Annotated in this window: 13 protein-coding genes; 8 read left to right on the top strand and 5 right to left on the bottom strand. The window is 56.3% G+C overall.

The features are described 5' to 3' along the window. Positions 1-8 precede the first annotated feature (8 nt). Genes DFR26_RS10420 through sohB form a run of 5 tightly spaced genes read left to right on the top strand, consistent with a single transcriptional unit; the run spans position 9 to position 3,688 of the window. Positions 9-662 (top strand): class I SAM-dependent methyltransferase, encoded by a 654-nt coding sequence (locus DFR26_RS10420; RefSeq protein ID WP_147300293.1) that lies wholly within the window; start codon positions 9-11, stop codon positions 660-662. Then, positions 655-1,095, top strand: a complete 441-nt coding sequence (gene rnhA, locus DFR26_RS10415) for a ribonuclease HI (RefSeq protein WP_116208896.1) — start codon at positions 655-657, stop codon at positions 1,093-1,095. Before DFR26_RS10420 ends, rnhA begins: the two co-directional genes overlap by 8 nt. Beyond that, positions 1,092-1,811, top strand: coding sequence for a DNA polymerase III subunit epsilon (dnaQ, locus tag DFR26_RS10410; protein WP_116208895.1), 720 nt, complete (start codon positions 1,092-1,094; stop codon positions 1,809-1,811). Before rnhA ends, dnaQ begins: the two co-directional genes overlap by 4 nt. Further along, a complete protein-coding gene (nudC, locus tag DFR26_RS10405) occupies positions 1,804-2,646 on the top strand; it encodes an NAD(+) diphosphatase (RefSeq protein ID WP_220375771.1) in 843 nt (280 codons plus the stop codon). The genes dnaQ and nudC overlap by 8 nt, the downstream gene beginning before the upstream one ends. Beyond that, positions 2,639-3,688, top strand: a complete 1,050-nt coding sequence (sohB, locus tag DFR26_RS10400) for a protease SohB (protein WP_116208894.1) — start codon at positions 2,639-2,641, stop codon at positions 3,686-3,688. Before nudC ends, sohB begins: the two co-directional genes overlap by 8 nt. Here the strand turns inward: sohB and DFR26_RS10395 are convergent, their stop codons facing one another. Together DFR26_RS10395 and metH are read right to left on the bottom strand one after the other, a co-directional pair. Continuing rightward, positions 3,689-3,937 carry a hypothetical protein gene (locus DFR26_RS10395; RefSeq protein ID WP_116208893.1) on the bottom strand — a complete coding sequence of 83 codons (249 nt, stop codon included), beginning with the start codon at positions 3,935-3,937 and terminating at the stop codon, positions 3,689-3,691. Between the two features lie 78 nt (positions 3,938-4,015). Next, positions 4,016-7,717: a methionine synthase gene (metH, locus tag DFR26_RS10390; protein WP_116208892.1), complete on the bottom strand. Its 3,702-nt coding sequence runs from the start codon at positions 7,715-7,717 to the stop codon at positions 4,016-4,018. A 139-nt stretch (positions 7,718-7,856) separates the two neighbouring features. Between metH and nfuA the strand changes: the two genes are divergently transcribed. Continuing rightward, positions 7,857-8,501, top strand: a complete 645-nt coding sequence (gene nfuA, locus DFR26_RS10385) for a Fe-S biogenesis protein NfuA (RefSeq protein ID WP_425453365.1) — start codon at positions 7,857-7,859, stop codon at positions 8,499-8,501. Positions 8,502-8,589: 88 nt separating this feature from the next. Here the strand turns inward: nfuA and DFR26_RS10380 are convergent, their stop codons facing one another. Both DFR26_RS10380 and DFR26_RS10375 read right to left on the bottom strand, forming a co-directional pair. After that, positions 8,590-9,675: a 3-deoxy-7-phosphoheptulonate synthase gene (locus tag DFR26_RS10380; RefSeq protein ID WP_116208891.1), complete on the bottom strand. Its 1,086-nt coding sequence runs from the start codon at positions 9,673-9,675 to the stop codon at positions 8,590-8,592. Positions 9,676-9,713: 38 nt separating this feature from the next. After that, the gene (locus DFR26_RS10375) at positions 9,714-10,505 is read right to left on the bottom strand and encodes a sulfite exporter TauE/SafE family protein (protein ID WP_116208890.1); all 792 of its coding nucleotides are present in this window, start codon (positions 10,503-10,505) and stop codon (positions 9,714-9,716) included. 107 nt (positions 10,506-10,612) lie between these two features. On the opposite strand from DFR26_RS10375, the gene cysB reads away from it, so the two are divergent. After that, positions 10,613-11,593, top strand: a complete 981-nt coding sequence (cysB, locus tag DFR26_RS10370; protein ID WP_116208889.1) for an HTH-type transcriptional regulator CysB — start codon at positions 10,613-10,615, stop codon at positions 11,591-11,593. On the opposite strand, the gene DFR26_RS10365 is transcribed toward cysB, so the two are convergent. After that, positions 11,590-12,324, bottom strand: a complete 735-nt coding sequence (locus DFR26_RS10365; RefSeq protein ID WP_116208888.1) for a phosphoadenylyl-sulfate reductase — start codon at positions 12,322-12,324, stop codon at positions 11,590-11,592. The two genes, cysB and DFR26_RS10365, sit on opposite strands and share 4 nt — an antisense overlap. A 118-nt stretch (positions 12,325-12,442) precedes the next feature. Between DFR26_RS10365 and thrH the strand changes: the two genes are divergently transcribed. After that, positions 12,443-13,057: a bifunctional phosphoserine phosphatase/homoserine phosphotransferase ThrH gene (thrH, locus tag DFR26_RS10360; protein WP_116208887.1), complete on the top strand. Its 615-nt coding sequence runs from the start codon at positions 12,443-12,445 to the stop codon at positions 13,055-13,057. Positions 13,058-13,103 lie beyond the last annotated feature (46 nt).

Below are 13,103 nucleotides of genomic sequence, written 5' to 3'. Positions count from 1 at the left end.
TCGTGGCCATGAAATTACACCAAAGCCGCACAGCACGCACCCCATGGCCACCGTTGAGCGAGCGTGAGCAGCAGGCGTGGCGCTTGGCATTGCCCAGCTGTCATGGTGTGTCTGCGCTATTGGTCGATTTGCCACCGGCATTGCGCGATATGCCCAGCTCGCGACCCTTACACAAACATGTGGTGGCAACGGCTGATGATGACTGCGCGGCAGCGGTTATCGATCCGCAAGCCTGGCCTTTTCGGCCGCAAACTTTCGATGCGGTGCTCATGGCCTGGAACACCGCTACTGTGGCGCGCCAGTCGCGCGTGCTGACCGAAATGGATAGCTGTCTGGCCGATGACGGACGCGTGTTGATGCTTATCCCGCAAGCGCATTTGGCGCAATGGTGTCGTGCCGGCATGGCGCAAGCGCAGGCGTTAGGGTGGCAGCTACAAGCGCAACATTGGGGCGATGTGAGGCGACTGAGCTTGCTGCCGGCTCCGCTGGCGCGCTATTGGGTCGCGCCCTGGCAGCGCTATTTACCAGTGGCGCAATGGTGTGTGCAGCATTGGCAAAAAACTACCTACCGCGTGACGCCGCTAGGCGAGAAAAACACAAACAATCGGTCGGCTTGGGCGGCGGCTTGGCCGAGTATTAAACACAGGAATACGCATGAATGAGGTGGTGATTTATACCGATGGTGCTTGCCGCGGTAATCCCGGCCCTGGCGGCTGGGGCGCGTTGCTCCGCAGCGGTGTGCATGAAAAGTCGATATCAGGATATGAGCCAGCGACCACGAATAATCGCATGGAGCTGACGGCCGCGTTGATGGCTTTGCGCGCGCTGAAATCGCCATCACGCGTGGTGCTGTGGACAGACTCGGAGTACTTGCGCAAAGGCATGAGCGAATGGCTGCCGGGCTGGCAGGCACGGGGCTGGAAAACAGCCGCCAAGCAGCCGGTAAAAAATGCCGATATTTGGCAGGCATTAATTGTCGCCGCCGAGCCCCATGTGGTGGATTGGCGCTGGGTCAAGGGCCATGCCGGCGACCCCGGTAATGAAGCGGTGGATAAACTCGCCACCGAGGCAATCGATACAGGACTAGCACGATGAGCCGACAGATTATTTTAGACACCGAGACCACGGGTCTCGATCCCTCGCGTGGGCACCGCCTCATTGAACTGGGCTGCTTAGAGGTGGTCAATCGCCGCCTCACCGGGCAGAGCTTTCATTACTATGTGCAGCCCGATCGGGACATCGACCCCGATGCCCAGCGTGTGCATGGTATTAGCGCTGAGTTTCTCGCCGATAAGCCACGCTTTAATGAAATTGCCATGGCGTTTCGCGACTTTGTTGAAGGGGCCGAATTAGTCATTCATAACGCCCCCTTCGATATCGGCTTTCTCAACCACGAGATGGCCTTGCTGGATTTGCCGCCGATTACCGATATTTGCACGGTGCTCGATACCTTGCCCATGGCGCGCGCAAAACATCCGGGTCAGAAAAATAATCTCGATGCGCTAGCGCGGCGTTATGGCGCCGATAATCGCGAACGCACTTTGCACGGCGCCTTGCTCGACGCGGAAATTTTGGCCGATGTGTATTTGGCCATGACCGGCGGTCAGGTTGGCCTGCAGCTCGGTCAAGATGAAAAGTCCGATGGTCAAGGCAGCGACAAGTCCAAGTCTATCAAGCGCTTGGCGGCCGATCGCAGACCCTTGCCGGTAGTGCCTGCCACGGCTGATGAGCTCGCGGCGCATGCCGAACAGCTCGCCGTGCTCGACGCCAACGCCGAGGGCGGGCAATGCCTGTTTCGTCGCTATGACTGAGCTTTTGCAGCCAGCGACACACTGGCAAGGTGCGATTCCCAAGCAGGCTTTTGCTGTGGTCATGGATGGGCCGCGCGTGCTCTTACGCGAGCACGCCGAGGGCCTGCTGGCCGATCGTCTGCCGCGCTATGATGAGCTGTTCTGGCATATCGAATCCAGCGTGCCCTGGCATTATATGGGCAATTTTTCCGGACCTTGGGGCGCTGAGCCGGCCATGGCATGGTCACTGAGCATCGCCCCCGATGGCTTTATCTGGGTCGATGTGCGCAGCCTGCTTGCCTTGCTAACACCGGTAGGCTTTGACTTGCTTGGGCGCTGCATGCAAGTGCTGGAATGGTCCGAGACGCACCAATTTTGTGGCCGTTGCGGCGGCCCCATGCAGGCGCATGCGCGTGGCGAACGAGCACGCGTCTGCGCACCCTGTGGCAGCTCGGTGTATCCGCGCATCAACCCCTGCGTGATTGCGATTATTTCTCGTGGTGATGAGCTGCTCTTGGCGCAGGCCACGCGCTTTACCAATGGCATGTACAGTGCCTTGGCCGGTTTTATGGAGGCTGGTGAAAGTGCCGAGCAAACGCTGATTCGCGAAGTGCGCGAAGAGGTCGGCGTGGAGATTGCCAATATTCGTTATCACGCCAGCCAGTCGTGGCCATTTTCGAGCAGCCTGATGCTCGGCTTTTTTGCCGACTACGTGAGCGGTGAGATTGTCTGCCAAGAAGACGAAATTGCCGATGCGCAATTTTTTCATTATGAGCAATTGCCGGTGGTGCCGCCAAAAGGCAGCATTGCCCGAGCACTAATTGATCAATTTATTGCTGAGAGAAAACATGCTTGAGTGGTTTGCAAATTACGGCCTATTTTTGGCCAAAGGGGTAACGGTGGCGGTGCTGGTCATCATGGTTATGCTGATGCTTGGTCGTGCGCGTCGCGGTGATATGCCCGGCATGCCATTGGGGCATTTGGCGGTTGAGGCGTTGAACGATCGCTTCGATGCGGAGGCCGACGCGCTGCGCAGTTTGGTGTGGGATGATGCCGCCCAAAAAGCAGAGCGCAAAGCCCGCAAAGCCAAAGCCAAGGCCGAGAAAAAAGCCGCTAAACAGACCACCGAGGCGAGCCCGAAAGCGCAGGTCTATGTGCTGCGTTTTACTGGCGATATGGCGGCCTCAGCCGTGGCGCAATTACGCCATGAAATCTCGGCGTTGCTCGCCGTGGCAGTGCCTGAGCGCGATGAAGTCGTGCTGGTCTTAGAGAGCCCTGGTGGTCTCGTGCACAGCTACGGCCTGGCCTCTTCGCAGCTCGCGCGCATTCGTGCCGCCGGTATTCGTTTAACGATCTGCGTCGATGCCGTTGCTGCCAGCGGTGGCTACATGATGGCGTGTTTAGCCGACCAGCTGATTGCCGCGCCATTTGCGGTGATTGGCTCGATAGGTGTGGTCGCTCAAATCCCCAATGTGCATCGCTTATTGAAGAAAAATGACATCGACGTGGAGCTGATGACCGCCGGTCAATACAAGCGCACGCTGACGATGATCGGCGAAAACACCGACGAGGGCCGCGCCAAGTTCCAGGAAGATCTCAACGATACCCACGAGCTGTTTAAAGCCCATGTGGCGCAATGGCGTTCGCAAGTGGATTTGGCCGTGGTGGCGACCGGCGAGCATTGGTATGGCCAACAAGCATTGAGCCTTGGCTTAGTCGATAGCCTACAAACTAGCGATGATTATTTGCGCCAACGCGCCGCGGAGGCCGAACTGTTTGCGCTGCATTGGCGCGAGAAAAAGACCTTAGGTCAGCGCTTAGGCATTGCGGCGACGAGCTCGATCGATAACCTGCTGTTGCGCTGGTGGCAACGCAGTGTGCACAGCCCACGCGTGTAATTATTGGTGCATGGCCTCAAGAAATTGTTGCAGGCCAAACCAAATCGCCGCGATGGTCAGCAACGTCACTAAGATGCCGGTGAGCACAAAAATCTCAGCGGCTTCGGCGTTTTCATCGAGATCGGTTTTTTTCAAGCCGGCGACATTAAAACCACTACGCAATATACGGCTGACAGCCATGCGAAAGCGCGTGCGTTTTTTCAGTTTTACGCCACCGGGTGGAGCGGGGTTGCTGTAACCATTGGGCACTCAATACCTCCGTCTGTTTGACGCCTCAAGGGCGTGACCAGATCTTGTGATCGGTCACGGAGGGTTCGTGCCGATCGTTTAGTTATTGCTCACATCATAGCCTAAATTGGGCATTAGCCAACGCTCAGCGGTCGGCATGTCCCAGCCCTTGCGCTCAGCATAGTCCTTGACCTGATCTTCGCCAAGTTTGCCGACATTAAAATAGCTCGCCTGCGGATGCGCGAAGTACCAGCCGGAGACCGCTGCCGTGGGGTACATGGCGAAATGCTCGGTGAGCACGGTGCCGGTGTTTTCGGTGGCATTGAGCCAGCGAAACAGCTCGGCTTTTTCGGTGTGATCTGGGCAGGCGGGGTAGCCCGGTGCGGGGCGTATACCGGCATATTTCTCGGCAATGAGATCGCTATTATCGAGTATCTCATCGGCGGCATAGCCCCAAAACTCCAAGCGTACGCGCTGATGTAGGCGCTCGGCGAAGGCCTCGGCAAAACGGTCAGCTAGCGATTTAATCAAGATGCTGTTGTAAGTGTCGCCGGAATCTTCGAAGGTTTGCGCAAACTCATCGGCGCCGTGTACCGAGACCGTGAAACCGCCCACATAGTCATCTTTGCCGCTGTCTTCGGGGGCAACAAAATCGGCCAATGACAAGTTGGGCTTGCCGCTGACTTGCTCATTTTGCATGCGCAAGCTATGGATCTCGCCGAGCCGCTCGGACTTCTCGGCATCGGCCCAAACGCGCACGTCATCGGCGCCAATGCGGTTGGCGGGCCACAAACCTATGACACCGCGCACACGGAAATGCTTCTCGGCAATGATGCGCTCAAGCATCGTTTGGGCATCGTTAAATAAGTCGCGGGCAGCCTCACCGACCACGTCATCTTGCAAAATGGCGGGGTATTTGCCGTGCAGGCTCCAGGCCATGAAAAATGGCTGCCAGTCGAAATACTCGACCAGTTCAGCGAGATCGTAATGATCAAAGACCTGCACACCAAGCTGTTTTGGCGTGACCGGCGTGGCGGTTGACCAATCGCTTGTTAAGCCTGCGGCGACTGCCTCGGTGTAGCTTAGGCGCTTGCCGCGTGGCTCACGGCTGTTGATGCGCTCGCGCGTCTCGGCGTATTCGGCGCGGCGTTCGGCAACAAATGCCGGCTTGGCGGTTTTATTGAGCAATGTGGTGACCACACCCACGGCGCGCGAGGCATCAGCGACATAAATCACCGCATCATTGCTGTAATGCGGATCGATTTTTACCGCCGTGTGTGCCTTCGAGGTGGTCGCACCGCCAATCAGCAGCGGGATCTTAAAGTCGAGGCGCTGCATTTCGCGCGCCACATGCACCATTTCATCCAGCGAGGGCGTGATCAGGCCTGACAGACCAATGATGTCGACTTTTTCATCGATGGCGGTTTGCAAGATTTTGTCGGCCGGTACCATCACGCCCATATCGACGATGTCATAGCCATTGCAGCCGAGTACCACGCCGACGATATTTTTGCCGATGTCATGCACGTCGCCTTTCACGGTGGCCATTAAGACTTTGCCTTTGGCCTCCACCACGCCGTTTTTCTCTTCTTCAATAAACGGAATCAGGTGGTTCACGGCTTGCTTCATGACGCGAGCGGATTTGACTACCTGTGGCAAAAACATTTTGCCCGAGCCAAACAGGTCGCCGACCACATTCATGCCGTCCATGAGCGGGCCTTCAATGACGTGAATCGGGCGCTCGGCTTGCTGGCGTGAGAGTTCGGTATCTTCCACGATATACGTGGTGATGCCTTTCACCAGCGCATGTTCCAGGCGTTTATTGACGGGCCATTCGCGCCACGAAAGATCCTCAACAATTTGCTTACCACCTTCGCCGCGATAGCGCTCGGCGAGTGCCAGCAGGCGCTCGGTGCCGTCTTCGCGCGTATTCAAAATGACATCTTCGACACAGGCTTTGAGCTCGGCCGGAATGTCTTCGTAGATCGCCAACTGACCGGCATTGACGATGCCCATGGTTAAGCCTTCGCGAATCGCGTGGTAGAGGAATACCGAGTGGATGGCTTCGCGCACCAGCTCATTGCCGCGGAAGGAAAATGACACATTGGAGATGCCGCCGGAAATTTTCGCGTAAGGCAGGTTGTTGGTGATGTAGGTGCAGGCCTCGATGAAATCGACGGCGTAGTTGTTGTGCTCCTCAATGCCGGTGGCCACGGCAAAGACGTTGGGATCGAAAATAATGTCTTCGGGCGGAAAGCCGACTTCATTGACTAAAATATCGTAGGAGCGTTTGCAGATTTCGGCTTTGCGCGCGGCGGTGTCGGCCTGGCCTTTTTCATCGAAGGCCATGACGATGACGGCGGCGCCATAGCGCATACACAGGCGCGCGCGCTCTTTGAACTCGTCCACGCCTTCTTTCATGGAGATCGAGTTCACCACTGATTTACCTTGGATGCACTTGAGGCCAGCCTCAATAATCTCCCATTTCGAGGAGTCGACCATAAACGGCACGCGGCAAATGTCCGGTTCGGTGGCGGCCATATTGAGAAATTTCACCATGGCGCCGAGCGAGTCGAGCATGCCCTCATCCATATTGATATCGACGATTTGCGCGCCGTTATCGACTTGCTGGCGGGCAATCTCCAGCGCTTCGGCGTAGTTTTCTTCGCGAATTAAGCGCGCGAATTTTTTCGAGCCGGTGATGTTGGTGCGCTCGCCGACATTGACAAACAGGCTGTCTGCACCAATCGTAAATGGCTCAAGTCCTGAGAGTCGGCAGGCACGCGGCAACTCAGGCACCACGCGCGGGGCTTTATCGGCCACCGCTTTAGCAATCGCTTCGATGTGCGTGGGCATGGTACCGCAGCAGCCGCCAACGATATTTAAAAAGCCACTAGCGGCAAACTCTTCGATGATCGCAGCCGTCTGTTCCGGCGTTTCGTCGTATTCGCCAAAGGCATTGGGCAGACCAGCATTGGGGTGGGCACTGACAAAGGTGTCGGCCTTAGTCGCAAGTTCTTGCACATACGGGCGCAACTCTTTGCCGCCAAGCGCGCAGTTAAAGCCAATGGAAATGGGTTTGGCATGACGCACCGAGTTCCAAAAGGCCTCAGCGGTTTGGCCCGACAGCGTGCGGCCGGAAGCATCGGTAATGGTGCCGGAGATCATGATCGGCAAGGTGGTGCCAGATTGCGCAAAGGCCTCTTGCACGGCAAAAATTGCGGCCTTGGCATTGAGCGTGTCAAACACGGTTTCGATGAGAATCAGGTCAGCGCCGCCATCGATCAAGGCTAATGTGGCCTCGAGGTAATTTTCCACCAGTAAGTCGAAACTGACATTGCGGAAAGCCGGATTGTTGACATCCGGTGAGATCGAGCAGGTGCGTGAAGTCGGGCCAATGACACCCGCAACATAGCGCGGTTTCTGCGGTTCACGTGAGGTGAACTCATCGGCGACACGGCGTGCGAGTGCCGCGGCTTCAAAATTGAGCTCGGTGACCAATGACTCCATGCCGTAGTCGGCCATGGACACTTGCGTGCCGTTAAAGGAGTTGGTTTCAATGATGTCGGCGCCGGCCGCCAAATACGCGCCGTGAATCTCGGCAATGATGTCGGGTTGGCTCAGTACCAGCAGGTCATTATTGCCTTTCACATCGCGTGGCCAGTCGGCAAAGCGCGCGCCGCGATACTGTTCCTCAGAAAGCTTGCGCTGCTGAATCATCGTGCCCATACCGCCGTCGAGAACCAAAATGCGTTGGGCGAGTTGCTGATGGAAACTGTTCAGACGGTCGGCGCGAGACATGGGCAATCATCTATCAAAAAAAATGGATATTTAGTTTAACAGAAGCCCACGGCGAAGGCATGGCCTGCTCGCAAGATGCTATACTTTATGTCCATTTTTTTGCAGGCCACCCATGCGATGGCCGCGTTAAGGAGCGTTCATGAGTCAGCCAGAGACACAGCATATGGTTGTTGGCGACGCCGCTGCCATGACTAATTTACAGATTACCGAAGCTGCGCAAGGGTATTTGCGTGAGCTGCTGGCCAAGCAAAACAGCGATGGTATTGGCGTGCGTATTTTTGTTGAAAATCCCGGCACGCCACGCGCTGAATGCTGCATGGCCTATTGCACCAAGGGTGAGGAAAAGCCCGATGACGTGCGCGTCGACTTCGACGGATTCCCCGCCTATGTTGATGGCCGCTCAGTGACCTATTTGGTCGATGCCGTGATTGATTTCAACAAGGATCGCATGGGCGGTCAGCTCACCTTTAAAGCGCCGCGCTCGAAAGTGCCGAATATCTCACCGGATAGCCCGCTCGAAGAGCGCATTAATCATGTGCTGTTTAGTGAGGTAAACCCCGGTTTGGCTGCACACAATGGCAATGTCACCTTAACCGGCTGCTTTGAGGAGCCCGAGGGCTGGGTGGCGGTGCTGAAGTTTGGCGGTGGTTGCCAAGGTTGCTCGGCGGTCGATATGACCTTGAAGCAGGGCGTGGAGACGACGTTAAAAGCGGCCATTCCCGATTTGCATCGGGTCACTGACGAGACCGATCACACAGTGAAAGACAACGCGTATTTTAAATAAGCCGCTGTCGTTACAAAAAAGCCCGGCATTGACCGGGCTTTTTATTTGCTTAAGCGGCCCAGATGGGCACGCTCAGTCAGTCATTCACTTATGAAGGCTGACGACGACCTGGCAGCACCGCTTTGATCTTCTCGCGCATCGAGCGCACGGCTTTTTCAGTAGTTTCCCAATCAATGCAGCCATCGGTTACCGACTGACCATAGACCAGTTGGCTCAAGTCTTTCGGGATGTCTTGGCGACCAAACTTCAGGTGTGACTCCACCATCATGCCGATGATTGAGGTATTGCCCTCAACGATTTGATTGGCAACGTTATCCATGACCAGCGGTTGCAGGGCTGGGTCTTTATTGGAGTTGGCGTGCGAGGCATCAATCATGATGTTCATCGGCGCTTTGGCTTTCTCGAGCGCACGCTCGGCTAAGGCCACCGAGACTGAGTCGTAGTTAGGTTTGCCATCGCCGCCGCGCAGCACCACATGCCCGTAGGCGTTGCCGGTGGTGTTAATGACGGCGACCTTGCCATCGTTGTTGATGCCTAAAAAGCTGTGGGCGTTTCGTACCGAGAGCAGCGCATTGGTGGCGACAGTGAGGCCGCCATCGGTGCCATTTTTAAAGCCAACCGGGCTAGACAGCCCTGAGGACATTTCGCGATGGGTTTGCGACTCGGTGGTGCGCGCGCCAATCGCCGACCAGGCAATGAGGTCGTGCAAGTATTGAGGCGACATGGGGTCGAGTGCTTCGGTGGCGCAGGGCAGGCCCATTTCATTGAGCTCAATGAGCAGCTGACGACCGATGTGCAGACCCTCTTCAATGCGGAAGCTGTCATCCATGCGCGGGTCGTTAATCAGACCTTTCCAGCCCACGGTGGTGCGCGGTTTTTCAAAATACACGCGCATGACCAAATAAATGCTGTCGCTGACTTCCTCGGCCAAGGCTTTTAAGCGCTGGGCGTATTCCTGCGCGGCTTTGAGGTCGTGAATGGAGCAGGGGCCGATCACCACAAACAAGCGATGGTCTTTGCCATCGAGAATGTTGCGAATGACCTGACGGCCTTCGGCCACCGTGCGGTGCGCGCCAAGGCTCATCGGTAGGGCTTTGCGCAGCTCGGCGGGCGTTACTAATACATCGATGGAACGGATGTTCACATCATCAATGGGGGTGTCTTCAAGGCTCATGCGTAGTCTCCACGTAGCGCTCGATCATACCCCAATCATTAGGCGAAAATGAACCGCACGCTCAGTAGTAATAAGGTTGTGCCTAAAATCGGACGAATGATGTCTTCGCGCAGTCGCGAGCTTAGGGTGGTGCCAATCACGATCATTGGTAGCGAGCCGATGAGCAACCAACCCAGCATAGGCCAGTCGACATGGCCCATGCTCATGTGGCCGAGACCCGCAACAAGCGTAAGCAACACCGCATGGGTGACATCAGTGCCGATGACCTTGATCATTTTCAGCGCGGGAAATAGCGACACCAACACCATCACGCCAAAGACACCGGCACCAACCGACGACAAGGTGACCAAGACACCGAGCAGCACGCCCATGATGATCGTGAGCAGCTGCGTATGGCGCTCGACCCAAGCACGCACGCCCCAACTCGAGGTTTTGCGTTGGGCGAGACGGCGTTGAATGGCTGGGCGCAGCAATATACTCAGCGCGCTGACCAACAGCATAAAGCCGAGCGCCGTGGTGAGAATATGCTTATAGCTATTGGCGTCGGGAAACCAGTTCGCCAATGCGTAGACCGTGAGCGCGGCGGCGGGCACACTGCCGGCGGCAAGCGTTAAGGTGATACGCCAATCGATATTGCGATGGCGATGATGCACGATGGCACCGCCGGTTTTGCTCACCGCCGCATACAGCAAGTCGGTACCAATGGCGGTGTGCAGTGGCACGCCCATCATGGTCAGCAGCGGCGTCATCAGCGAGCCGCCGCCAACGCCCGTGAGGCCCACAATAAAACCGACTAAAGCGCCGGCGGCTATAAAACTGATGTCATTCATACACAGCTACTCATCGCAATCGCGCGACAATAGGCATTCTGTGGTCTGCTGCAAAGGATTGTTTTGCGCTAGAGTTATGACATTGGGTTATAAGGGCGAGGTGTCGAGTGAAGTTGCAGCAATTGCGTTATATCTGGGAAGTCTCTCAGCATGACCTCAATGTGTCGCAGACGGCTAATGCGCTGTTTACCTCGCAACCGGGCATCAGTAAGCAAATTCGCCTCTTAGAAGATGAGCTCGGCGTGGAAATTTTTGCGCGCAATGGCAAGCACCTCTCGCGCATCACGCCAGCTGGTCAGGCGATTTTAAAGCTTTCCGGCGATGTCTTGCGGCAAGTCGACTCCATCCGCCAAGTCGCGCTCGAGTTCTCCGATGAGACCCGTGGGACGCTGTCAGTGGCCACCACACACACGCAGGCGCGCTACCGTTTGCCGGCGGTGATTGCCGCGTTTCGTCGTAAATACCCCGAAGTCACGCTGCACATGCATCAGGGCACGCCACAGCAAATCGCCGAAATGGCCGCCGATGGTACCGTCGATTTTGCTATTGCTACCGAGGCGCTTGAGCATTTTGCCGACCTGATGATGCTGCCGGCGTATCAGTGGAATCGCACCGTGGTGGTGCCCAAAGAACATCCGCTGACGCGCGTGCAGCCGCTCACACTCGAGGCCATTGCCGAGCATGACATTGTTACTTATGTGTTTGGTTTTACGGGGCGCTCTAAGCTCGATGAGGCCTTTCGCCAGCAGGGTTTAGCCGCCAATGTGGTGTTTACCGCCACCGATGCCGATGTCATCAAGACGTATGTGCGCTTGGGGCTCGGCGTGGGCATCATCGCGCAGATGGCGTTTGAGCCAGAGATCGATGGCGGCAAGCTCGTGGCGCTGCCGGCTGAGCATTTATTTGAGCCCAGCGTGACGCATATTGGCTTTCGTCGCGGCACGTTTTTGCGCGGCTTTATGTTTGACTTTATTGAGGCCTTTGCGCCGCACTTAAATCGTCACGTAGTCGAGGCCGTGCTCAATCGAGGGGATGCCCGCGCCGAGGTCGATCACCTGTTTAAGGGGCAAGCGCTGCCGGTGTTTTAAGCCGGCGGTGTGAGGTTGCTCAGGTGCAGGCCGCATTCTTTTTTGGTGGCTTCTTCCCACCACCATCGCCCCTCGCGCTCATGTTGGCCGGGCAGTACGGCGCGTGTGCAAGGCTCGCAGCCAATGCTGACAAACCCCTTTTCATGCAAGGGGTTATAGGGCACATCTAAGGCACGAATATAATCCCAGACCTCGCTCGATGACCAGTTGGCCAAGGGATTGAACTTGGCTAATGGCCCGTCGAGGCCATCAAAGCTGGTGTCGTATTGCACCACGGGGACGTCGTTGCGTGTGCCGGGGCTTTGATCTTTGCGCTGGCCAGTCATCCACGCCGTGGTGGTGGCGAGTTGGCGGCGCAATGGCTCAACTTTACGGATGCCGCAGCATTCTTTGTGGTCATCGTCATAGAAGCTGAAAAAGCCTTTCGCCGTGACCAACTCACGCACGGTCAGCGCGTCGGGATAGCAGACTTCCAGCGTGATGCCATAGTGGCGACGTACGGTGTCGAGGAAGCGATAGGTGTCGGCGTGTAAGCGGCCGGTATCGAGCGTAAACACGCGAAAGGGCAGTTTGGATTTCACCGCCATATCAATCAGCACCACATCTTCAGCGCCGCTAAATGATAGGCACAGGTTTGGGCATTGGCTGAGTGCAAACTTCACGATACTTTGCGGGCCTTTACCCGCCAGTTCAGTTTGCCATTCTGCTACGGTGTTTGCCGAAATCGCCATTGCGCATCACTCCAAATAATCAGCGTGCAGCATAGCAGAAAGCGCTTTTCCATTTGCACCGATACGCGCCTAACAGTAACCTTTGCGCCTCATTGGTTAGTGCATTTAGGGGTTGGTTATGGAATTAGTCTGTCTCGATTTGGAAGGCGTGTTGGTGCCGGAAATTTGGATCAATGTGGCCAAGCGCACCGGCATTAAAGCGCTGGAGGCCACCACGCGTGACATCCCCGACTACGATGTGCTGATGAAGCAGCGCCTGGCCATTTGCAAAGAGCACGGTCTGGGCTTGCCCGATATTCAAGCGGTGATTGCCGACATGGGGCCTATCCCCGGTGCCTATGAGTTTTTGGCGTGGGTGCGTGAGCATTTTCAGCTGATTATTTTATCGGACACGTTCTATGAGTTTGCCCACCCCCTGATGCGCCAACTCGACTGGCCAACGTTGTTTTGCCACAAGCTCGAAGTCGCCGCCGATGGCACCATCACTGACTATAAGCTGCGTCAGCCTGACCAAAAGCGCGCCGCCATCAAGGCCTTTCATTCATTAAACTACCGCTGCATCGCCGCGGGTGATTCGTACAACGACACCAATATGTTGGGCGAGGCCGAGCAGGGCATCTTGTTTGATGCACCAGAGAATGTGATTCGCGAGTTTCCGCAATTTCCGGTCACCACGACCTATGAAGAACTGAAGGCCGAGATTCGCAAAGCCTCATTGCGACAGATTCCGTAAATAGCGCATAAAAAAAGGCCCTCAAATGAGGGCCTTTTTTGTTCTC

The organism is Paraperlucidibaca baekdonensis (genome assembly GCF_003387535.1).
Lineage (GTDB): Bacteria > Pseudomonadota > Gammaproteobacteria > Pseudomonadales > Moraxellaceae > Perlucidibaca > Perlucidibaca baekdonensis.
This window is presented reverse-complemented; position numbering and strand designations above follow the sequence as displayed.

What these genes read in the sequence shown, in the direction of transcription:
- DFR26_RS10420 (WP_147300293.1), top strand. Translation starts at nt 9, where the DNA reads ATGAAATTACACCAAAGCCGCACAGCACGCACCCCATGGCCACCGTTG.
- rnhA (WP_116208896.1), top strand. Translation starts at nt 655, where the DNA reads ATGAATGAGGTGGTGATTTATACCGATGGTGCTTGCCGCGGTAATCCC.
- dnaQ (WP_116208895.1), top strand. Translation starts at nt 1,092, where the DNA reads ATGAGCCGACAGATTATTTTAGACACCGAGACCACGGGTCTCGATCCC.
- nudC (WP_220375771.1), top strand. Translation starts at nt 1,804, where the DNA reads ATGACTGAGCTTTTGCAGCCAGCGACACACTGGCAAGGTGCGATTCCC.
- sohB (WP_116208894.1), top strand. Translation starts at nt 2,639, where the DNA reads ATGCTTGAGTGGTTTGCAAATTACGGCCTATTTTTGGCCAAAGGGGTA.
- metH (WP_116208892.1), bottom strand. Translation starts at nt 7,717, where the DNA reads ATGTCTCGCGCCGACCGTCTGAACAGTTTCCATCAGCAACTCGCCCAA.
- nfuA (WP_425453365.1), top strand. Translation starts at nt 7,857, where the DNA reads ATGAGTCAGCCAGAGACACAGCATATGGTTGTTGGCGACGCCGCTGCC.
- DFR26_RS10380 (WP_116208891.1), bottom strand. Translation starts at nt 9,675, where the DNA reads ATGAGCCTTGAAGACACCCCCATTGATGATGTGAACATCCGTTCCATC.
- DFR26_RS10375 (WP_116208890.1), bottom strand. Translation starts at nt 10,505, where the DNA reads ATGAATGACATCAGTTTTATAGCCGCCGGCGCTTTAGTCGGTTTTATT.
- DFR26_RS10365 (WP_116208888.1), bottom strand. Translation starts at nt 12,324, where the DNA reads ATGGCGATTTCGGCAAACACCGTAGCAGAATGGCAAACTGAACTGGCG.
- thrH (WP_116208887.1), top strand. Translation starts at nt 12,443, where the DNA reads ATGGAATTAGTCTGTCTCGATTTGGAAGGCGTGTTGGTGCCGGAAATT.